The sequence below is a fragment of the Actinocrispum sp. NPDC049592 genome, assembly GCF_040675465.1.
Classification (GTDB): Bacteria; Actinomycetota; Actinomycetes; order Mycobacteriales; family Pseudonocardiaceae; genus Kibdelosporangium.
The window spans coordinates 23733-43430 of the sequence record NZ_JBFAPA010000025.1 but is presented as its reverse complement, the minus strand read 5'-3'; the positions used below and the strand labels follow the sequence as shown (position 1 = coordinate 43430).

The 19698-nt window shown below is 68.7% G+C and carries 21 protein-coding genes and 1 pseudogene; 8 read left to right on the top strand and 14 right to left on the bottom strand.

Features of this window, described 5'->3' with window-relative positions; genetic code table 11:
- Positions 1–132: 132 nt before the first annotated feature.
- From AB0J95_RS45150 to AB0J95_RS45140, 3 genes and pseudogenes are all read right to left on the bottom strand, one after another.
- Positions 133–1299: pseudogene (locus AB0J95_RS45150) on the bottom strand (alkaline phosphatase family protein); the annotation flags it as partial.
- Positions 1300–1379: 80 nt separating this feature from the next.
- The gene (locus AB0J95_RS45145) at positions 1380–2837 is read right to left on the bottom strand and encodes a peptide MFS transporter (RefSeq protein ID WP_364772073.1); all 1458 of its coding nucleotides are present in this window, start codon (positions 2835–2837) and stop codon (positions 1380–1382) included.
- Between the two features lie 58 nt (positions 2838–2895).
- Positions 2896–3159, bottom strand: coding sequence for a hypothetical protein (locus tag AB0J95_RS45140; protein ID WP_364772071.1), 264 nt, complete (start codon positions 3157–3159; stop codon positions 2896–2898).
- A 115-nt stretch (positions 3160–3274) separates the two neighbouring features.
- Here AB0J95_RS45140 and AB0J95_RS45135 point away from each other — a divergent pair, with 115 nt between their 5' ends.
- From AB0J95_RS45135 to AB0J95_RS45120, 4 genes are all read left to right on the top strand, one after another.
- A complete protein-coding gene (locus AB0J95_RS45135) occupies positions 3275–5869 on the top strand; it encodes a hypothetical protein (protein WP_364772069.1) in 2595 nt (864 codons plus the stop codon).
- A gap of 36 nt (positions 5870–5905) precedes the next feature.
- Positions 5906–8110: an ATP-dependent RecD-like DNA helicase gene (locus AB0J95_RS45130; RefSeq protein WP_364772067.1), complete on the top strand. Its 2205-nt coding sequence runs from the start codon at positions 5906–5908 to the stop codon at positions 8108–8110.
- A 48-nt stretch (positions 8111–8158) separates the two neighbouring features.
- A complete protein-coding gene (locus AB0J95_RS45125) occupies positions 8159–8560 on the top strand; it encodes a cold shock domain-containing protein (RefSeq protein WP_364772065.1) in 402 nt (133 codons plus the stop codon).
- 84 nt (positions 8561–8644) lie between these two features.
- On the top strand, positions 8645–9514 hold the full coding sequence (locus AB0J95_RS45120) for an SPFH domain-containing protein (RefSeq protein ID WP_364772063.1): 870 nt from the start codon (positions 8645–8647) through the stop codon (positions 9512–9514).
- On the opposite strand, the gene AB0J95_RS45115 is transcribed toward AB0J95_RS45120, so the two are convergent.
- Both AB0J95_RS45115 and AB0J95_RS45110 read right to left on the bottom strand, forming a co-directional pair.
- Positions 9504–10376 carry a TIGR03620 family F420-dependent LLM class oxidoreductase gene (locus AB0J95_RS45115; protein ID WP_364772061.1) on the bottom strand — a complete coding sequence of 291 codons (873 nt, stop codon included), beginning with the start codon at positions 10374–10376 and terminating at the stop codon, positions 9504–9506. The two genes, AB0J95_RS45120 and AB0J95_RS45115, sit on opposite strands and share 11 nt — an antisense overlap.
- Positions 10377–10472: 96 nt before the next feature.
- Positions 10473–11093, bottom strand: coding sequence for a TetR/AcrR family transcriptional regulator (locus AB0J95_RS45110; RefSeq protein ID WP_364772059.1), 621 nt, complete (start codon positions 11091–11093; stop codon positions 10473–10475).
- 66 nt (positions 11094–11159) lie between these two features.
- On the opposite strand from AB0J95_RS45110, the gene AB0J95_RS45105 reads away from it, so the two are divergent.
- On the top strand, positions 11160–13283 hold the full coding sequence (locus tag AB0J95_RS45105) for an FAD-binding oxidoreductase (protein WP_364772057.1): 2124 nt from the start codon (positions 11160–11162) through the stop codon (positions 13281–13283).
- Positions 13284–13389: 106 nt separating this feature from the next.
- Positions 13390–13752: a DUF1304 domain-containing protein gene (locus AB0J95_RS45100; protein ID WP_364772055.1), complete on the top strand. Its 363-nt coding sequence runs from the start codon at positions 13390–13392 to the stop codon at positions 13750–13752.
- On the opposite strand, the gene AB0J95_RS45095 is transcribed toward AB0J95_RS45100, so the two are convergent.
- The 9 genes from AB0J95_RS45095 to gvpO all read right to left on the bottom strand — a co-directional run bounded on the left by AB0J95_RS45095 (position 13749) and on the right by gvpO (position 17642).
- Positions 13749–14105, bottom strand: coding sequence for a nuclear transport factor 2 family protein (locus tag AB0J95_RS45095; RefSeq protein WP_364772053.1), 357 nt, complete (start codon positions 14103–14105; stop codon positions 13749–13751). The genes AB0J95_RS45100 and AB0J95_RS45095 overlap by 4 nt on opposite strands.
- 61 nt (positions 14106–14166) lie before the next feature.
- Complete coding sequence (merB, locus tag AB0J95_RS45090) at positions 14167–14874, bottom strand: organomercurial lyase (protein WP_364772052.1); 708 nt, start codon at positions 14872–14874, stop codon at positions 14167–14169.
- A 65-nt stretch (positions 14875–14939) separates the two neighbouring features.
- Positions 14940–15470, bottom strand: coding sequence for a GvpL/GvpF family gas vesicle protein (locus AB0J95_RS45085; RefSeq protein WP_364772050.1), 531 nt, complete (start codon positions 15468–15470; stop codon positions 14940–14942).
- Positions 15467–15799, bottom strand: coding sequence for a gas vesicle protein GvpJ (gvpJ, locus tag AB0J95_RS45080; protein ID WP_364772048.1), 333 nt, complete (start codon positions 15797–15799; stop codon positions 15467–15469). The genes AB0J95_RS45085 and gvpJ (AB0J95_RS45080) overlap by 4 nt, the downstream gene beginning before the upstream one ends.
- Positions 15796–16023 carry a gas vesicle protein GvpK gene (gvpK, locus tag AB0J95_RS45075; RefSeq protein ID WP_364772046.1) on the bottom strand — a complete coding sequence of 76 codons (228 nt, stop codon included), beginning with the start codon at positions 16021–16023 and terminating at the stop codon, positions 15796–15798. Before gvpK ends, gvpJ (AB0J95_RS45080) begins: the two co-directional genes overlap by 4 nt.
- Positions 16020–16169 (bottom strand): gas vesicle protein GvpJ, encoded by a 150-nt coding sequence (gene gvpJ, locus AB0J95_RS45070; RefSeq protein ID WP_364772044.1) that lies wholly within the window; start codon positions 16167–16169, stop codon positions 16020–16022. The genes gvpK and gvpJ (AB0J95_RS45070) overlap by 4 nt, the downstream gene beginning before the upstream one ends.
- Positions 16166–17020 (bottom strand): GvpL/GvpF family gas vesicle protein, encoded by an 855-nt coding sequence (locus tag AB0J95_RS45065; protein WP_364772042.1) that lies wholly within the window; start codon positions 17018–17020, stop codon positions 16166–16168. The genes gvpJ (AB0J95_RS45070) and AB0J95_RS45065 overlap by 4 nt, the downstream gene beginning before the upstream one ends.
- On the bottom strand, positions 17017–17316 hold the full coding sequence (locus tag AB0J95_RS45060; RefSeq protein WP_364772040.1) for a gas vesicle protein: 300 nt from the start codon (positions 17314–17316) through the stop codon (positions 17017–17019). The genes AB0J95_RS45065 and AB0J95_RS45060 overlap by 4 nt, the downstream gene beginning before the upstream one ends.
- 11 nt (positions 17317–17327) lie before the next feature.
- Entirely contained in the window at positions 17328–17642 is a 315-nt protein-coding gene (gene gvpO / locus AB0J95_RS45055; protein ID WP_364772038.1) for a gas vesicle protein GvpO, read from the bottom strand.
- 300 nt (positions 17643–17942) lie between these two features.
- On the opposite strand from gvpO, the gene AB0J95_RS45050 reads away from it, so the two are divergent.
- Both AB0J95_RS45050 and AB0J95_RS45045 read left to right on the top strand, forming a co-directional pair.
- Positions 17943–18419: an Lrp/AsnC family transcriptional regulator gene (locus tag AB0J95_RS45050; RefSeq protein WP_364772036.1), complete on the top strand. Its 477-nt coding sequence runs from the start codon at positions 17943–17945 to the stop codon at positions 18417–18419.
- A 129-nt stretch (positions 18420–18548) separates the two neighbouring features.
- Positions 18549–19676 carry an aminotransferase class I/II-fold pyridoxal phosphate-dependent enzyme gene (locus AB0J95_RS45045; RefSeq protein ID WP_364772034.1) on the top strand — a complete coding sequence of 376 codons (1128 nt, stop codon included), beginning with the start codon at positions 18549–18551 and terminating at the stop codon, positions 19674–19676.
- The last annotated feature ends 22 nt before the right edge of the window (positions 19677–19698 follow it).

Here is a 19698-nt window from a genome sequence, read left to right as displayed (position 1 = left end):
CGGCGGCAGCCCGTACACCGGGTTCGCGAAGTCGAACGCCGAAGTCAGGTCACCGCAGACCGACCGCCGCCAGGCGCTGATGTACTGGCAGTCAGCGGGTTTGCCGATGGCGTGCGACCAGGTCTCGATGAACCGGATCACCGAGGTGTGGTCGGCGACCTCGGAGTTGACCCAGCCGCCGCGGGACCACGGCGAGATCACGATCATCGGCACCCGGAAGCCGAGCCCGACCGGGGTGCCGCTGACGAACTCGTCGGCGGTCCCGCTCACCGGCGAAGGCGGCGGCACATGGTCGAAGAACCCGTCGTTCTCGTCGTAGTTCAGGAAAACGACGGTGCTGTTGAACGTGTCCGGGTCGGCGGCCAGCGACTGCAAAAGCCCGTTGACGAACCGTTCCCCGTTGACCGGCGGCCCGATCGGGTGTTCGGAGGTGATCTGGTCGGTCACCACCCAGGACACCTGCGGCAGCTTCCCGGTCAGCGTATCGGCCTTGATCGCGGCGAGGATGTCGTCGGGTGTGCTTCCCGTCGTAGCGGGCACGCTGGACATCCCGCGGTCGTACAGCGGGGAACCCGGCTGGGCGGAGGTGAACTGCTTGAAGTACGCCAGGGCGTTGTCGCCGTAGTTGTTCTTGGCGTTCTGGTAGACCCGCCAGGTGATGCCCGCGTTCTGCAGGGTCTCCGCGTAGGTCTGCCAGGTCAGGCCGGACTCCTCACCGCCGTCGTTGGCGGGTTTGCCGTACCGCCCGGCCGCGTCGATCATGCCGCTGAACAGGAACGTCCGGTTCGGGCCGGTCGCGGTCAGCCCGGAGCAGTGGTAGGCGTCGCAGATCGTGTACGCGTCGGCCAGGGCGTAGTGGAACGGCAGGTCGGTGCGGTCCAGGTAGCCCAGGCAGCCGATCTTGTTCTTGGCGGCCATCCACCGGTCGAGCTTGCCCTGGTTCCAGGCGCCGTGCTGGTCGGACCACGAGTGCGCGATGTCGCCCTGGCACTGGGCGAGGGTCTCCGCGTTGCTTGCCGTGCCGCGCAACGGGAACACGTACTGCCGGCCGAGCCCGTTCGGCTGGTTGAACACCGGGTACCCGCCGGGCAGCAGGATCGTGCCGCGGTCGCCGAAGCCGCGGACCCCTTTCATGGTCCCGAAGTAGTGGTCGAAACTGCGGTTCTCCTGCATCAGCACGACGATGTGCCGGACGTCCTGGATCGAGCCGGTGGCGGCGGCCGCCGGCGGGGCCGTCACCCCTGCCAGCGCCGCCGCCCCGGTACCGGCCAGGAACGTCCGGCGACTCACTTCGACCATCACAGCCTCCGCGGACTCGGATCAACGGCCTCCCAGTCAACGGACGCGCCTGCCCGGCGGCTACCTACTTTCGGTTAACGTCAGTGCACGCCCCGCATCAGTTTGCGCAGCATCGGGGTGACCGCGAGCAGCAGCAGGCCCAGCACGATCGCGGCGGCCCCGAGGATGCCGAAGTACGCGGACTCGTTGTCCGGTGTGGAGTACGCCGCCAGCTCACCCGCTACCGACGAACCGGCCGCGATGGACAAGTAGAACAGCGCCACCATCTGCGAGCCGAACGCCTTGGGCGCGAGCTTGGTGCTCACCGAGAGGCCGACGGGGGACAGGCACATCTCCGCGAGCGCGAACACCACCAGCACCAACGCCAGCAGCAGCGGGTTGACCGCGGGTCCGGCGCCGGTGGAGCTGATGGCGACCATGAGCACGAACGCCAGGCCCATCCCGGCCACGCCCAGCGAGAACTTCACCGGCGTGCTGGGCTGGCGTTCGCCGAGCTTGGTCCACAGGTAGGCGAACACCGGCGCCAGGATGATCACGAACGCCGGCTCGACCGAGTTGAAGATCGCGGGCGGGATGTGGAAGCCGAGCGCGTCCAGGTCCACCCGGGTGTCGGCGTAGATCGGCAGCACGGTGAACTGCTGTTGGAACAGCGACCAGAAGCCGAAGCTGACGATGAACAACGGGATGAACGCGACCACCCGGCTGCGCTCGACCGGGGTGACCTTCTTGCTGGTCAGGATGATCGCGAAGTAGACCACCGAGGCCGCCACGACGACCCAGGTCACCACCTTCGCCAGGTTGCCGAGGTTGATCACGCCGGTGATCAGCAGCAGCGCGACGACCACCACACCCGCGCCGATGATCGAGAACGACCGCACCTTGGCCGGGCCGTCCAGCGGGTTCGGCACGACCCGGGCGTCGTCGCCGAGGTTGCCGCGGCCCACCACGTACTGGACCAGGCCGGCGGCCATGCCGACCGCGGCGGCGCCGAACCCGACGTGGAACCCGATGTCCACCTGCAGCCACCCGGTGACGATCGGCCCGAACATCGCGCCGAGGTTCACCCCCATGTAGAACAACGAGAACCCGGCATCCCGCCGTTCGTCACCCTCCGGATACAGCGTGCCCACCAATGCGGCGACGTTCGACTTCAGCCCGCCGGTCCCGACGATCACCAGCACCAGGCCGACGGCGACTCCGGCGAGGCCCGGCACCACGGCGAGCGCGATGTGCCCGAGCATGATCAGCACGCCGCCGTAGAACACCGTCCGCTCGGCCCCGAGCAGCCGGTCGGCGACCCACGCGCCACCGACGGAGGCCAGGTAGACCATGCCGCCGTACGCGCCGACCAGCCCGGCGGCGGTGACCTTGGACAGGCCAAGACCGCCATCGGTAACGCTGTAGTACAGGTAGAAGGCGAGGATCGCCTGCATGCCGTAGAAGGAGAACCGTTCCCACATCTCGGTGCCGAACAGGTTCGCCAGTCCCCGGGGGTGCCCGAAGAAACCGCGTGCAGGTGCGTCAACGGGTTTCGTCACGTCGAGTGACGATACGCCCGATGATCTACGTCCGTTCGGTGGCCCGGACACAGTCTCCTCACGATGTGCGTGAATCACTGCCAGTTGGCCTGCCTGAGCCGTCCGGGCCGTCGCGGCGGTTGAGCAGGACCTGGATGACCGTGAGCGCGGCACCGCGCCGCTGCGACCTCGCCGACCAGACCGCCGGCAACAGGATCCCCACGAGCAGCAGCACCATCACGGCGATCAGGCCGTAGGTCAGCACCGGACTGGTGAGGATCGCGGTCACGAGCGAACCAGAGGTCACCGCGGTTCCGGCGACCAGCCGCGCACCCTTGCTCATCATCACTGCCTCCGTGTTCGCCTGGTGGAAGCAGGATGCGGGCCCGGAGCCGTCCGTTCGTCCGTCCCGGATCCGGCCGGACGTCCGCCGGACGCCGTGTGCTAATCCTGTGGACGTGCCGCCCGCGCCAAGCCCCGCTCAGAGACTGCGTGAGCTGCTGGACGGGCTCCACGAGCAAGCCGGGCGCCCTGGCGTGGACAAGATCCGTGAGCAGGCCGAACTGCTGGGGCGCGAGGTGGGCCGCAGCGCGCTCTACCAGCTCACCAAGGGCGAGGTAGTGCCGAACGAGAGCACCGTTGAAGCGTTCGTCGCGGGCTGTACTGCGTTGATGGACGGTCCCGAACCATCCAGCGCGTGGCTGGCCGAGGTGGAACGGGTCCGGGAGGCCGCGTCACGCGACCGCCGCCCACCCGTGCAGACCCGCGCTGGACGGCCGATCTCCGGGTGGTCCGCGCAACACCTGCACGTTCACAAGGCGCTCAACCAGTCCGGCCGGGTGCAGGCCGCGTTGCCCCGCTACGTCCGCCGCGCGCATGACGACGCGCTCGACCGGTGCCTCACCGAGGTGAGCAGCAGCCTGATGCTGGTCCTGGTCGCCGACTCGTCCACGGGCAAGACCCGGGCGCTGTTCGAAGCGGTCTCCCGGCATCCGGAGCTGTCGACGTGGCCGTTGGTGTTCCCCCGGTCCGCGACGGCGCTGCTGAACCAGATCGACGAGTTCGGCCCGCGAACGGTGGTGTGGCTCAACGATCTGCACAACCACCTCGTCGGCGACAACTCGCAGCTGGCCGCGACGGCACTCCAGGAGTTGTTGTCCGACGCGAACCGGGGACCGGTCGTGGTCCTGGGCACGCTGTGGCGAACCACCTGGTCTGGCATCGAGGGCGGTGCCTCGGCGGAGCGCGACCTGCTGCTGCACCACGCGGAACGCATCGATGTCGAGGAGTCCTTCTCGGGGGACCTGATCAAGACGTTGCGGGACGACCCGGCCACCGACCGCGACCTGCTCCTGGCCATCGACAAGGCCGGAGACGAGCGGAAAGTCATCCAGACGATGACCGGCGGCCCACAGCTCGTCGAGCGCTACACGGCGCCGGTGAGCGAGGACGACCACTACGCGCGCGCTATCACCACCGCCGCCCTGGACGCCCGCCGAGTGGGCTTGAGCGGTCCCATCGCCCCCGGCCTCCTGCTCGCCGCCGCGCCCAGCTACCTGGACGGGCGGTACCGGATCAACCCGCCCGCCGACTGGCTGGCGCGCGGCATGACCGCGGCGACGACGGAGAAGTTCGGTGTCGCCGCACTCACCGAGCACCGCCGGGACGCCGGCGCCGGACCGTCGGACGGGCTGACCATCCACGACTACCTCGACCAGCAGGGCCGTCAGCTGCGCACGAGACAGCTCGTCGCGCCCGCTCTGTGGACGGCCCTGGTCGACTTCGTCGACGGCGAGGAGCAGCTGATCAACCTGGGCAACGTGGCCCAATGGCGCCTGCTGACCGGCATCGCGGCCCGCTTCTACCGGAAGGCGAACACCGCCAAGGCGACCCTCAAGTTGGCGGACATCCTGGTGGAATCGGGGCGGGCCGCCGAGGCCGTCCGGTTGGCCGACGAGCTGGCCGACCGCGATGAGCCGGCCGCGCTCCGGTGGATGACCGGCTATCTGGGCTACGACGAGCCCGGCGAACTCGCGATCGCGTATGCCCGCCGCGTTGCGGAGGTCACCGGCGACGACACGGAGCTGCGGAAGCTTCTTCCGCCGGAGCCGTCCACGGTGGTGATCACGCCGTCCGAGTATGCGCTGAAGGAGGCACTGGTCCAGCAGAACCGGGTCTCCGAGCTGGTCGAGCTGGCCGACGGGGGAGACTATCTAGCGCTGGACATCCTCGTCCACCACCTCCTCGAAAACGGCGAGGGCGACCGGGCCGCCGCTCACCTGCGGCGGTGGGAGTCGGTTAGTCAGGTCGGCTTCGGGCTGGTGCAGTTGTACGAAGAGGCGGGTCTGGCTGAGGACGCCCTGCGCATCCTGCGTGCGATGGACGAAGCCGATCCGGGTAACGACGACATCCAGGCCTACTTGGCCGATCTGCTTGCCCGTAGCGGCAAGGTCGACGAACTTCGCCGCCGCGCAGGGGATCCCGCCGACTCACGAGCACAGTCTTCGCTCGCCCGGTGGCTGGCCGCACACAACCACATCGACGAGTTGCGCAGCCGCGCCGCCGCCGACGACTGGTCGGCGGCTCGCGAACTGACCGAATGGTTGTTGGACAACGATGGTGTGTCTGAGGCGATGACACTGTGGGACCGCCTGGCCCGCACTGGCGATCGATGGGCCTTGCGGCGAGCCGCTGAACTGCATGCCGACCACGGCGACAAAGAGGAAGCCAGCCGTCTGGCCAAAGCGTTCGGCGACAGCGCCGGAAAGAGCTCGCGACGGTTCCGCGCTCAGATCCTCCGCCGCGTTGGCGACCACCAGTCGCTCGCCACGCTGATGGAAGAAGGCGATGGCTATGCCGCCAACGAAATGGCCACGCTCTTAGCCGAGCAAGGCCGCTACAGCGAGCTTCGTCGCCTTGCCGTGCGCGAGGTCTTCGAAGCACGCTGGCGTCTGGGCCAGGCGGCGGAAGACCACCCGGACGACCGCGAACTCCAGGCGATCGTCCGCTACGGCCTCGACCCCACCGGCGAACCCGCTCAACCTTGGGCGTAGACAGTTCTCCACGTCGGGTGTGGTATTCGTTCAGGGGTGGGCAAGGGTGAGGGTTTCCAGGGTTCGGTGCTGGAGGCTGTGCTCGAACGGATCACCTACGCCAACGAGGACACCGGGTACACGGTCGCCCGCGTGGACACCGGGCGCGGCGGCGATCTGGTCACGGTGGTCGGGGCGCTTCTGGGGGCACAGCCGGGGGAATCGATCCGGATGCGTGGCCGGTGGGGCTCGCATCCCCAGTACGGCAAGCAGTTCCACGTCGACGACTACACGACCGTGCTGCCCGCGACCATCCAGGGCATCCGCCGCTATCTCGGGTCCGGGCTGATCAAGGGCATCGGGCCGGTGCTGGCGGACAAGATCGTCACGCACTTCGGGGTCGACGCGCTGGACGTGATCGAGAACGAGCCGCAGCGGCTGATCGAGGTGCCCAAGCTCGGCCCGAAACGCACCAAGCTGATCGCGGACGCCTGGGAGGAACAGAAGGCCATCAAAGAGGTGATGGTCTTCCTGCAGGGCGTGGGTGTGTCCACGTCGCTCGCGGTCCGGATCTACAAGCAGTACAACGACAAAGCCATCGACGTCGTGCGCACCGAGCCCTACCGGCTGGCCTCCGACGTGTGGGGGATCGGGTTCCGCACCGCGGACACCATCGCCAAAGCCGTCGGCATCCCGCACGACAGTCCACAACGGATCAAGGCCGGCCTGCAGTTCACCCTGTCCGAGTCGACCGGTGACGGGCACTGCTACCTGCCCGAGGAGCGGCTGATCGCCGAGGCGGTGAAGATCCTGCAGGTGGACACCGGTCTGGTGATCGACTACCTGGCCGAGCTGATCGACGAGGAGGGCGTGGTCCGCGAGATCGTCCCGGCGGACGAGCCCGAGGTGGCCATCTACCTGCTGCCGTTCCACCGCGCCGAGATCTCGCTGGCCGGGCAGCTGCGCCGGCTGCTGGACGGCGCGGAGGACCGGATGTCCTCGTTCCAGACCGTCGACTGGGACCGCGCGCTGGCCTGGCTGGGCAAGCGAACCGGCGCTTCCCTCGCGCCGGAACAACAACAGGCCGTGAAGCTCGCGTTGACGAGCAAGGTGGCCGTGCTCACCGGCGGTCCGGGCTGCGGCAAGAGCTTCACCGTCCGGTCCATTGTGGAACTCGCCACCGCCAAACAGGCCCGCGTCGTGCTGGCCGCGCCGACCGGGCGCGCGGCGAAACGGTTGAGCGAGCTGACCGGGCACGAGGCCAGCACGGTTCACCGGCTGCTGGAGCTCAAGCCCGGGGGAGAGGCCGCGTTCGACCGCGACCGGCCGCTGGCGGCCGACCTGGTGGTGGTCGACGAAGCGTCCATGGTGGACCTGTTGCTGGCGAACAAACTGGTCAAGGCGCTCGCGCCGGGCACACACCTGCTCATGGTCGGCGACGTGGACCAGCTGCCCTCGGTGGGCGCGGGGGAGGTGCTGCGGGACCTGCTCGCCCCGGACACCCGCATCCCGAATGTCCGGTTGACCCACATCTTCCGGCAGGCGCAGGAGTCCGGTGTGGTCACCAACGCGCACCGGATCAACGCCGGCGAGCAGCCGATCACCCAGGGCCTGACGGACTTCTTCCTGTTCTCAGTGGACGACACCGAGGCGACCGGGGCGCTCACGGTCGACATCGTGGCCAACCGGATCCCGCGCAAGTTCGGCATCGACCCGCGCCGGGATGTCCAGGTCCTCGTGCCCACCCACCGCGGCCCGGCGGGCGCGGCCGCGCTGAACACGTTGCTGCAGGAGGCGTTGACACCGTCCACACCGAACCTGCCCGAACGCCGGTTCGGCGGACGGGTGTTCCGCGTCGGTGACAAGGTCACCCAGATCCGCAACAACTACGACAAGGGCGAGAACGGCGTCTTCAACGGCACCATGGGCGTGGTGACCGCGCTGGACGCCGAGGAGCAGAAGCTCTACGTGCGCACCGACGAGGACGAGGAGGTCGGCTACGAGTTCAGCGAGCTCGACGAGCTGACCCACGCCTACGCCGTCACCATCCATCGTTCGCAGGGCAGCGAATATCCCTGCGTGGTCATCCCGATCACCACCAGCGCGTGGATGATGCTCCAGCGCAACCTGCTCTACACCGCCGTGACCAGGGCGAAGAAGCTCGTCGTGCTGGTCGGGTCGGCCAAGGCGATCGGCCAGGCGGTGCGCACAGCCAGCACCGGCAGGCGGTACACGGCTCTCGATCACCGGTTGCGCAGCTGATGGGGTAACCTTCGCCAAAGACTGTTTGTGCGGTTGATGAGGTGTTGTGTGGTTTCCGGCAAGGTACTGAGGTTCGACGACGTTCGCGGCTACGGGTTCATCGCACCCGACGACGGCGGCGAAGACGTCTTCATGCACGCGAACGACCTCCGCGACGAGAAGTTCCTGTTCACCCCCGGCACCACGGTCGAGTTCGACGTGGTCGAGGGCGACCGTGGCCTGAAGGCGACCGGGGTGCGGGTGCTCGAACGCGGCCCGTCCCGTTCGTCCGGCCCGTCGTCCAGCGCGGACGACGACGTGATGTGCGACGTGCTGTCCCCGAGAGAGCTGATGCAGGAGCTGACGGAGGCGCTACTGGAGGCCGCGCCCACCCTGACCGCGGCCCAGATCGTCCAGGTCCGCCAGCGCATCGCCAAGCTCGCGCACGCGCACGGCTGGCTGGAGAGCTGACGCTTCGCACTGTTGGGCGGACCTTCGGTCCTCTTCGGTCGTGGCGGGCCTGAGCGTGGGCTTGCCGACCTAGCATCCACGGGCATGAACCTTCAAGAACGCCGTGGTCTCACCCCGCCGGGGTCGATCATGCTCCTGCTGGTCCTGCTGATGCTCGGCGGCGGAGGTTTGCTGATCTACCGGGCGACCGGGAAACCGGCGCAGTCCACCATGGCGCTGGGTGTCGGGCTGGTGATCCTCGGCTTCATCGTGTCGCGCGGGCTGATGACCGTGTCGCCCGGTGAGGCCAAGGTGATCCAGTTCCTCGGCCGCTACACCGGCACCGTGCGGCACCAGGGTCTGCGGTGGGCCAACCCGTTCGCCTCGAAACGGACGGTGTCGATCCGGATCCGCAACACCGAGATCTCGGTGCTCAAGGTCAACGACGCGGACGGCAACCCGATCGAGGTGGCCGCCGTGGTGATCTGGCAGGTCGCCGACACCGCCCGGGCGCTGTTCGAAGTGGACGACTTCATGGCGTTCGTCGCGGCCCAGACCGAGACCGCGGTCCGCCACATCGCCGGCGCCTACCCGTACGACTCGCACGGCCGTGGCCTTTCCTTGCGCGACAACGCCGAGGAGATCACCCGGCGGATGTCCGAGGAGATCGCCCAGCGGGTGCAGGCCGCGGGTGTCCGCGTGGTCGAGTCCCGGCTGACCCACCTCGCGTTCGCGCCGGAGATCGCCCAGTCGATGCTGCAACGCCAGCAGGCCAACGCCGTGGTCGCGGCCCGCTTCCGCATCGTCGAAGGCGCCGTCGGCATGGTTCAGCTGGCGCTGGGCAAGGTGTCCGAGCTCGGCCTCGTCGAACTGGACGAGCCGACCAAGGCCGCGTTGGTCAGCAACCTCCTCGTCGTGCTGTGTGGCGACCGCGGCAGCCAGCCGGTGATCCAGACCGGTGCGGCTACGCCATGATCGTGGCGAGTTCCCGCCAGTGGCCGAGCGGCAGGCTGCTCTTGTCGTCGGTGAGCACCTGAACGCAGACATGGTCGGCGCCCGCGTCGAAGTGCTCCTTCACGCGGGCGGCGATCCGTGGCAGATCCCCATACGCGACAAGGGCATCGGCCAACCCATCGTGGTCCTCGGGTGAGAAACCCATACGCCGCATGTTGTTCTGCTGATGCCGGGCATAGGTGGCGTACAACCCCACGGTGGTTTTGGCCTGCTCCTTGGCTTTCGCCAGGTCGGTGTCGAGAATGACGGACTGCTCCACGGCCAGCATCGCGTCCGGGCCAAGGATCTCCCGTGCCTTCGCGGTGTGGTCCGGCGTCACCAGGTAGGTGTGCGCGCCCCACGCCCGTTCGCCGGACAACGCGATCATCTTGGGCCCCAACGCCCCCAGCACGCGCTTCGGCGGTGCGGCCGGCGGCGGGCCCTGGTAGGTGATCGAGTCCATTGTGTCCAGATACTCGGTCATCACCTCGAAGGCGTTGCCGTGAAAGGGAAGCCCCCGCATCCCGGTCTGGTCCGTGGTGCGATGCCCGCCCAGCCCGAGCAGAAACCGCCCGTCATACGCCTCAGCCAGAGCGTTCTGCGCATTGACCGTCGCCAGCGGATGCCGCAGGAAGATGTTCGCGACCCCCGTCGCCACCACCATCCGCCGGCTCGCCGCCAACATCAACCCGGCCTGCGCGAACACCTCCCGCCCAAACGCCTCCCCAAGCCATAGCGCCCCATACCCGAGCTCATCCAGTTCCGCGACGGCGTCCCGGACCGCCCCGGCCGGATGACCGTCGAAGTCCATCGTCCACACCCCAACCCTGCCCAGCTTCATCATCCACCCCAGCTTCAAACGGAGAGCGTCCCCGGTTAAGTCGGGACAATACCGGGGGCACTCTCCGTTTCGCAACCATGGGCTCGGTCGCCGCCTGGGTTACCGATCTCCGCTGAGGTAGCGGGTGATCATGGCGACCAGTTCGTTCTCGAAGGTCTCGACGGGGACGTTCCGCGGCGCGGCCATGAACTTGTGGGTGTTCATCTCGACGGTGAACAGGATGAGGTCGGCGGCGACGTCGGGGTCGCCGAGGTGGGTGTCGGGGTGGGCGGTGATGATGTCGCGGATCTGGGCGGCGCGGAGCTTGCCGTGGCGGTCGACGGCCTCGACGAGTTCTTGGGAGACAGGGGCTTCCTCGATCATCACGCGCAGCAGACGGGGGTCGTCGCTGTGGTTGTCGATGGCGTCGCGGATGATCGCCCGGACCGTCGCCTCCAGCGTGCCGGGGGACAGGTCGAGCTCGTCGGCGCCGGTCCACGTGCCGCGGTCGATGTGCTGGACCAGCAGCTCCGCGAGGATGGCGTCCTTGTTCGGGAAGTACTGGTACAGCGAGCCGATCGAGATCCGGGCCCGCTCGGCGATGCGGTTGGTGGTGCCGGCGGCGTAGCCGTGCTCGGCGAAAACGTGAGCAGCCGCGGCGAGGATGCGCTCGCGGGTCAGCTCGGCGCGCACCTGACGGGGCTTGCGACGTGGCTCTAAGCGGCGGTCGGCCGGCGGCATCCGGGTCCTCCTCAACGGCGGCAAAAGCGAGTAGCCAAAACCTGAGCTAATGCTCACAATAGTCCTATGACCTGGGAAAACAAGAGCCGTGTGGCGACCGTCGAAGAGGTCGGGGCGATCATGGGGCGCCCAGCGTCGATGATCATGCTCAAGCAGATCAGCGCCCTGGACGAAGGCTGCCGGACCGTCCTGGCGCAGTGCCCGCTCGCGGCGGTCGGCTACCGCGACGCCGACGGCGTCAGCCGCACGACGTTCATCGGCGGCACACCAGGGTTCGTGGGCGTCCACTCATCCACGCGGATCTCGTTCACCCTGCCCGACGGCGAAGCACACGGCCCGGTGTCGTTCGTCTTCCTCCTGCCAGGCGTCGGCGAAACGTTGCGTATCAACGGTTCCGTAGCCAAGCGGAAGGGCGCCGAGACCTTCGTCGACGTCAAAGAGGCCTACGTACACTGCGCGCAGGCTGTCATCCGCTCGCGCCTATGGCAACCGTCGGCTCCCGCGCCGACACCCGAGGTCCAAGGCGAGGGCCCGTTGTGCGCGCCAGGTGTCGCAGACTTCCTTGCAGCTGCGCCGTTTCTGGCACTGTCCACCTGGGACAAAGATGGTGGCAGCGACACCAGCCCGCGCGGAGACTGGCCGACCGTTGCGCGAATCCTCGATGGCCGAACGCTGATCATCGCGGACCGCAAGGGAAACAAACGCGCGGACAGCCTGCGCAACCTGGTCCAGGACGACCGGCTCTCGTTCGCTGCTCTCGTCCCAGGCCGGACCGGCGTCCTGCACGTCCGCGGCCGAGGCATGATCACCGACGACCCTGAGCTGCTCAAGACCTTGGCACTAAGGGGAATGCCCCCGCACGCGGCGCTGCTCATCGACGTCGAACACGCCGAAGTGACCGCCAGCGAAGCCCTCACGCGCTCGCGGGTATGGACCACGCACGTCGAGCGCGGCACCGCACCGGACCTGTTGGCGATCGCCGGAGACCACCTCGCGGCGAACATGGCCCAGACGGGTGTGCTCGCTCGTGTGCTCAAGATCGTCACCGGGATCCCAGGGATCGGCCGGATGCTGCGGCTGGTGATGAACCGCGCCTACCGGTCCGGGCTGCGGAAGGAAGGCTACGAAGCCGTCGAGGTCGTCGCACAGACCGCAAGCCCCGTCATGGCAGACCCGTTGCGAGAAGTACGGATCGCCGAAATCCGCAGGGAGACACCCAGCGCGGTCACGCTCGTGCTCGAAGACGGCACCGGCTCCTTCGACTTCCGGCCCGGCCAGTTCTTCACGCTGATCACCGACATCGACGGCAGACCAACCCGCCGCGCCTACTCCGCCTCGTCCGCGCCCGGCGAAAACCACCTGGAGGTCACGGTCAAGCACGTCGAAGGCGGCCGGTTCTCCAGCCACATCCACCACACCCTGCGCGCCGGGGACCGCCTGTCGCTGCGCGGCCCGTCCGGGTCGTTCCACACCGACCTGGCGGCAGAACACGACAGAGTCCTGATCGCCGCGGGCAGCGGCATCACACCGATGATGAGCATGATCCGGGCTCTCCTCGCGATCCCCGCCACCAACAGGATCGCCCTGCTCTACAGCAACCGCACCGAACAAGAGATCATCTTCGCCGACGAGCTGCTCAGACTGGAGAAGGAGAACCCCGGCCGGCTGACAGTCACCCACGTTCTGACCCGGCAGCAAGGACGACTCGACACCGCGGCGCTCCACAACTGGCTGACCGACCTGCGACCGGCGCAAGACGCCCACTACTACCTGTGCGGACCCGAGCCGTTGATGGACACCGTCCACAACGTCCTGACCGAGCGAGGTGTGGCCGCCGATCACGTCCACGACGAGCGCTACACCAGCGGCGCGGACATCACCACGACCACCGCGCCCCAGCAGATGATCATCCAGGACGGCCAGCACGACATCGGCTCCGTGATAGTCGAACCCGGCCAGACCCTCCTCGACGCCGGACTCGCGGCGGGCATGCCGATGCCCTACTCGTGCACGGTCGGCAACTGCGGCGACTGCATGGTCCTCCTCCGCACCGGCGAGGTCGCCATGAACGGCCCGAACTGCCTGACATCCCGACAAAAGGCCGACGGGTACGTGCTGACCTGCGTGGGCTGCCCGCTGTCGAAGGTCACCCTGGACATCGCCGAACCGTCCACTGCGGAAAATCCGTAGGGCGATCGCCAGTCCTGTCAAGGTACTTGCCCAGGCGCCGCCGGGTGGGCTCCCGTAAGATCCAGCCGATCCGGGGAAGACCCCCGCTTGGTGAGGGAGTGCGTCGATGCAGGTTGCCGCGAACATCGTGATCGGCCTGGTGGCCGCTATCCACGCGTACATCCTGGTGCTGGAGATGTTCCTGTGGAACACGCCGCGCACCCGCAAGGCGTTCGGCATCGATCCCGACCTGGCCGAGAAGACCGTGACGCTGGCGGCCAACCAGGGGCTGTACAACGGTTTCCTGGCGGCGGGGCTGGTGTGGGCGCTGATCGCCGGTGGGCCCACCGGCTACAGCTTCTCCGTGTTCTTCCTGATCTGCGTGATCATCGCCGGGCTCTACGGTGCGGCCACCGCGTCCAAGCGGATCATCTTCGTCCAGGCCTTGCCCGCCGCGGTCGGGCTGGTCCTGGTGCTAGCCGCGCACTAGGCCGGGACCTTGTCCAGGAACCCGTAGACCCGCTTGATCTTCTGGTCGGCCAGCACGATCACGTCGAACCCCACCACGATGGGTTCGGCGCCTGGTGCGCCGAGGAACCAGGTGAACCGCGCCTGGTCGTGATGGCCGTCGACCGGCCCGAGGCTGAACTCCAGCCCGGCGAACTGCCCCTGCGCGCCGGCCATCAGCTGGTCGATCGCCTCGGGCCCGGTGATGTCGGCCAGCGGGTCGGTGAACGCGGCGTCCTCTGTGTACAGCTCGTCCACGAGCAACCGCCGCTTGGCGTCGTCGGTCTCGTTCCAGCTGTCGATGTACCGCTGTGCGATGTTCTGGTATTCGGTCATGGCACAAGCATGTCGGCGCACTCGCGGCCCGTCGATTACGCCAGAGGTCATGCTCTGGGCGTCAGTCCACTGTGTCCGGCAGCCCCCAGAAGGAGCCACGCAGGCCGACCCCCGCGAAGTAGGCGGTGGCGGAGGCGGGATCGCGACGGATGTAGCCTGGGTCCAGACGTCCGGTGTACCAGTCGCTGGCGAACCGCCACAGCGTGTCCAGATCCATGACGTAACCGCGTTGCTGACCCGTCTGCCGCAGCCAGCTGTCGACGCAGCCGGCCGAGCAGAACATGCGCTGATTGCCACAGCTGCGTACGACATCGTCCCAGACGTGGCGCATGGGCGTCAGGAAGTGGGCCACCTGGCCACCGGGCGGCGGTGCGCCTCGCCCGACCACCCACGCGTGCGGGGTGTCACAGGCCGGGCAGCGGGTGGCGACCAGAACGTCGGGCTCGTCCCGGAGCAGGTGCGGCATGGCGAACGAATCCCAGGCACACCCACCCCACCACAGGGTGTGTGCGCCCATCACGGAGAAGCCGAGCGGCACGGACGCGAAGGGATGGGCCATCACGATGCGGTCGTTGTCCTGGGCGTCCAGGACCAGGTCGTGGCTTGCGTGCAGGCTGCGCAACTCCCGGCGGACGTGGTCGTGGGCCAGGCCGGTGAGCGCGGCCAGTTCCGGTACGTCCGGCGCACGGCCAGTGCCCGCGAAGCCGTGGTAGACAGCCAGACGGACTCTTTCAGTGCTGCTGATCGCCGCTGGGACGTGTCCGGTCATTCCTTGGACCCTCCGCTGATCGGGACGACACAGTGTCCAGGGTGCACCTTCCCGTCGCGGCGGTATCACCACCCCCACCGTGATGGCGTGTCGAGGAAGCTGAACGCGGGCAACGGGCCGACGAACGTCGCAGCGTCCATTTCGGCCACTGCGGCCCGCGCCACGGACAGGTTCTCCCGCGCGATCAGGTAGGCGCGGCGGTGCGAGGCGTGGTCGGAGGGCAGAACGGCGGTGTCTTCCGCCAGCGCGGCCAGCGAACCGACGCCCCAGCTGGAACGCACGTAGACGTGCACCTCGACCACTCCGGCCAGCCGCTGCAGCTGGAACCGCAGCCGAGCCGCACCGGCGCGAAGCACATCGGCGCGGACGGCGTCCTCGTCGTCGGCGAGGGTGCCAAGCCTCAGCGGCACAACGGGTCCATCGCGTACCAACGCGCACAGCAGCTCCAGGTGCGGCAGGCTGTCGGCGGCGACCGACCGGCCCGGCGGCACGGAAGTCACCGCGGCGGCCAGGTCCTGCCACACCACGAGCCGCAGTGGGCTGTTCGCAGGGAGCGGATGCCCGGCGGCCACAATGCCGTGGACGTGCAGGGTCACTCGAGTTCGTTCTCCAACGGGACCGCGGCCGGGTTCGGCGGCGCGATGGGAACCGGCACGGCCATCGGCAGCAGGCCGTGCGTGCCGAGCAGGCCTTGGGTCCCCGGCGGCGGGATGGTGGTCGCGGTGCGTCTGGTGAGGTCCAGGCGGTGCATGGCCTCCAGGTACCGGATGTAGGTGTCCACGCTGGCGATCACGATCTTGGCCTCGATGGTCAGGATCTCGATGCCGATCACCGACACGCGCACCGTGGCGTCGATGACGAGTCCCTTGTCCAGCAGGATGTTCAGCGTCTCGGCGAGTCCGCCGGGCGTGACGGGGGCGGTCACGGCACGATCCTTTCGTCAGGCGGTGGTTCGAGCACGGCCCGCAGCTCGGCGAACTGGAGGCGGACGGCGATCAGCGCCAGGCCGAGCCGTTCCACCTCCTCGGCGGACAGCGACGCCATCCGCCGGATCGCCTGCCGTTCGATGACGTCCTGCAGCAGTTCGAGCACCGCGACCACCAGCCGGCCGAGGCTGCGGCCGGCGTCGGCGGGCAGGCGGGCGGTCACGGGAGCACGTCCTCGACGGCGATCAGCAGCAGCCGCAGGTCCAGCCGGACCAGGTCGATCCCGGCCAGGGTGATGATCACGTCACCGGTGATCACCGCACCCCGGCCGATCACCCGGTCCAGCACGTCGGCGAGCGCGTTGGTCATCCGGACACCGCCAGTTCGAGCCGGGTGAACGAGTACGGCGGCCACGGCCCGGTGGCGTGCACGGTCGCGCCGAGGTCCACCAGGTGCGCGGTGAGCGCGGCGGCCTCGGTGCGGAACGCGTCCTCCTGCTCGACGGCCACCAGGTAGGCGGCGTCCAGCACGGTGTCGTCGTGGCACGTGACGTCGCTGGCGTGCTGGGAAAGCTTGGTGTGCAACGACTTCGCCGCCTGCGTGACCTCCGTTCCGCCGGCCAGGGTCTGCTGGCGCATGCGCAGGTAGTCCGTTCCGGACAGGCCCTCGACCGGCTCCTCGGCCGGCGGTTCGTAGCGCACCCGCACGCCCCATTCCCGGTGCCCGGCCACCAGGGCCAGCCGTTCCAGCAGCTCGTTGTGGCGGGTGTCGAGCAGCTGGTGTGCCGCCTGCTCCCCGGCCACGATCGTGCCGAACCGCAGCGGCAGCACCGGTGCGCGCTCGAACACGGCCCGCACGACCGCGTCGTGTTCCCGCGCGAGGGTGGCCAGCGGGCTGTCCTCGCTGGTCTTCGCCTCCAGGCCGCTGAACAGCGACAGCGACACGTCGGTCGCGACCAGGCCGAGCCCGTTGCGGGTGATCAACCGGGGCGGGGCTGCGGCATGCAGATCCGGCATCGCGGCCGGATCCCAGTCATGCGTGCGCGTGATCGCATAGGCGCACAACCCGGTCTCGCCCTGGGCACGGGTCGCCTCGGCCACGATCGCCTTGGCCAGCAACGCGGTGAGCTCCGTCGTGGCCTGGGCGATCGCGGCCGGCAGCGCCTGCGCGAGCACGTGCGACGCGTGCTCGGCGGCCAGGTCCTGGATCCGGCCGGTCATGACTGGTCCCCCAACGCCCGCTCCAGGTCGGCGATCTTCTGCCGCAGCAGGGTGTTCTCCTCGGCCAGGCCACTCTCGACGGCGGGCCGGGCGCTGTGCGGGGCGAAGAACGGGTCGCCGGTCCACCAGTCCATGCCCAGCTCCTTGGCGGTCTGGGCGGACGCGATGAACAGCCGCACCCGCAACGTCAGCAGCTCGATGTCCACCACGTTCACCGCGATGTCCCCGGCCACCACGATGCCCTTGTCCAGCACCCGCTCCAGCACGTCGGCGAGCGAGCTCGATCTACTCTCCACTGTGGACACCTTTACCGGTCGGTCGTACCACGGGTGTAGCGGCGCAGCCGTTCGCACGACACCAGCGCGCCCTGCCGGTCGACATCGACGCGGTAGGTGGCCAGCACGCTGGTGGCCGCCGGGATCCGTTCCAGCTCAACGACATCGACCAGCACCGACCAGCCACCGCCGGGGCCGGGCTTGACCCCGGTGGCGCCTTCCGGCTGCCGGCCGGTCACCGCGGCCAGCTGCTCGACCGCGGCGTGGATCGCGGCGACCGCCGTGAGGTCGCCCAGTGGTTCGGAAGTGTTCGGCGGATCTGGCGGCTCCGCTCCTGGTTCATTCATAGCCGACCTGATCGATCTACGGAAAACCTTGTTACTCCGCCAAAACCCGCCCGGGATCATCCTATGTGGACGCCGTTGCGCCGGACGGCGGTGCGCGCGCTGCGCGGGTTGTCGCGATCGGGCGCCCCGCTTGGCCGGTCACCCGTTCCGCCAAGACGCGCGACGTGCGAGAACGCCGCCCGAAGATCACGAATGGATAACATTGCTGCGGAGGGTGACAAATCGGTCGCTCACCGCGATCCATCACCCGCTCGTGCGCAATGGCGGGAGAACCCGGTAATCCCGGTATATGTTCGGGCGATGCGAGATGATGTCGGCTTCGATTCGGTGGATGTGGCGATTCTGCGGATTCTGCAGACCGACGGGCGGATCGCCAACAAGGAACTGGCGGCCAAGGTGGGGGTGGCGCCGTCGACGTGCCTGGACCGGGTGGCGCGGCTGCGGCGGGCCGGGGTGATCACCGGGTACCGGGCGGATGTGGACGCCGCGGCGGTGGGGCGCACGGTGGACGCGCTGCTGGCCGTCCAGGTCCAGCCGCACTCCAGGGGAGTGGCGGACGCCTTCGTCGCGCATGTGCTGTCGCTGCCGGAAACCCGTGCCGTGCACCATGTAACCGGTGCCGACGACTTCATCGTGCACGTCAGCTGCGGCGGCACCTCGGACCTGCAACGGCTCGTGCTCGACCAGTTCACCGCGCGCCGGGAGATCGGCCGCGTGCAGACCCACCTGATCTTCGGCACCTGGCAGGGCGGCCCGGTGCTGCCGTTCCAGGAGTGAGCCGAACCCCGTTCCGCCGGTCACCCGAACGGCGAACCCACGCCGAATCCAGGAACACGATTTACCCCCAGCACCGAACATCGTGCGGATTTTTCGGCGTGGAACCGGGCGGAGCCCAGACTTCGGGACATGAACCTGAACACCCGAGCCGTGCACGCCGGCCGTGCGGACCTCGCCGGACTCGGCCTGCACGTGGCCCCCATCGACCTGTCGACGACCTACCCCAACCTCGACACCCGCGGCGAGGCCGCCCGCCTGGAGATCCTGGGCACAGGCGCCTCCGACGGCGGCCCGCCGATCTACGGCCGCCTCGGCAACCCGACCGTGGCCCGCTTCGAGACCGCGCTGGCAGACCTCGAAGGCTGCGAGGCGGCGGTGGCGTTCGCGAGCGGGATGGCCGCCCTGTCAGCGTGCCTGCTCGCCGCGGCCGCCCGGGGCAAGCCGCACATCGCCGGCATCCGCCCGCTCTACGGCACAACCGACCACCTGCTCGAATCGGGCCTGCTGGGCACGTCCATCACCTGGACCACCCCGGACAAGATCGAGACGGCGCTGCGCAACGACACCGGTCTGGTCATCGTCGAGTCCCCGGCCAACCCGACCCTGGAAGAACACGACATCCGGGCGATCGCGGACGCCTGCGGGGACGTGCCCTTGCTGGTGGACAACACCTTCGCCACGCCGATCCTGCAACGCCCGGCCGAACTCGGCGCGAGCATGGTCATGCACAGCGCCACCAAGTTCCTCGGCGGCCACGGTGACGTCGTCGGCGGCGTGATCGCCTGCGACGAGCAAACCGCCCGCACGCTGCGCCAGATCCGGTTCGCCACCGGCGGCATCCTGCACCCGCTCGCGGGCTACCTGCTGCTGCGCGGCCTCTCAACACTGCCCATCCGGGTGAAAACGGCGTCACAGACGGCGAAAACCCTCGCCGGCCGGTTGGCGGCGCACCCCGGCGTGTCCGCGGTGTTCTATCCACAAAGGACCGGCGGCGCGCTGGTGTCCATCGAGGTCCCCGGCGACCCGCACGACGTGCTGGACCGGGTCCGCCTGTTCACCCCGGCGGTCAGCCTCGGCGGCGTGGACAGCCTGATCCAGATCCCCGCCGCGCTGACCCACCACATCATGGACGCCGGCCAGCGGGCCGACGCCGGCATCAGCGACCGGCTGATCCGGATCGCCGTCGGCCTGGAGGACGTCGAGGACCTGTGGGCCGATCTCGATCAGGCGTTGACCAACGTTCACCCAACCGAGTGATTCCAGTGCTGCCCGGGTTGCC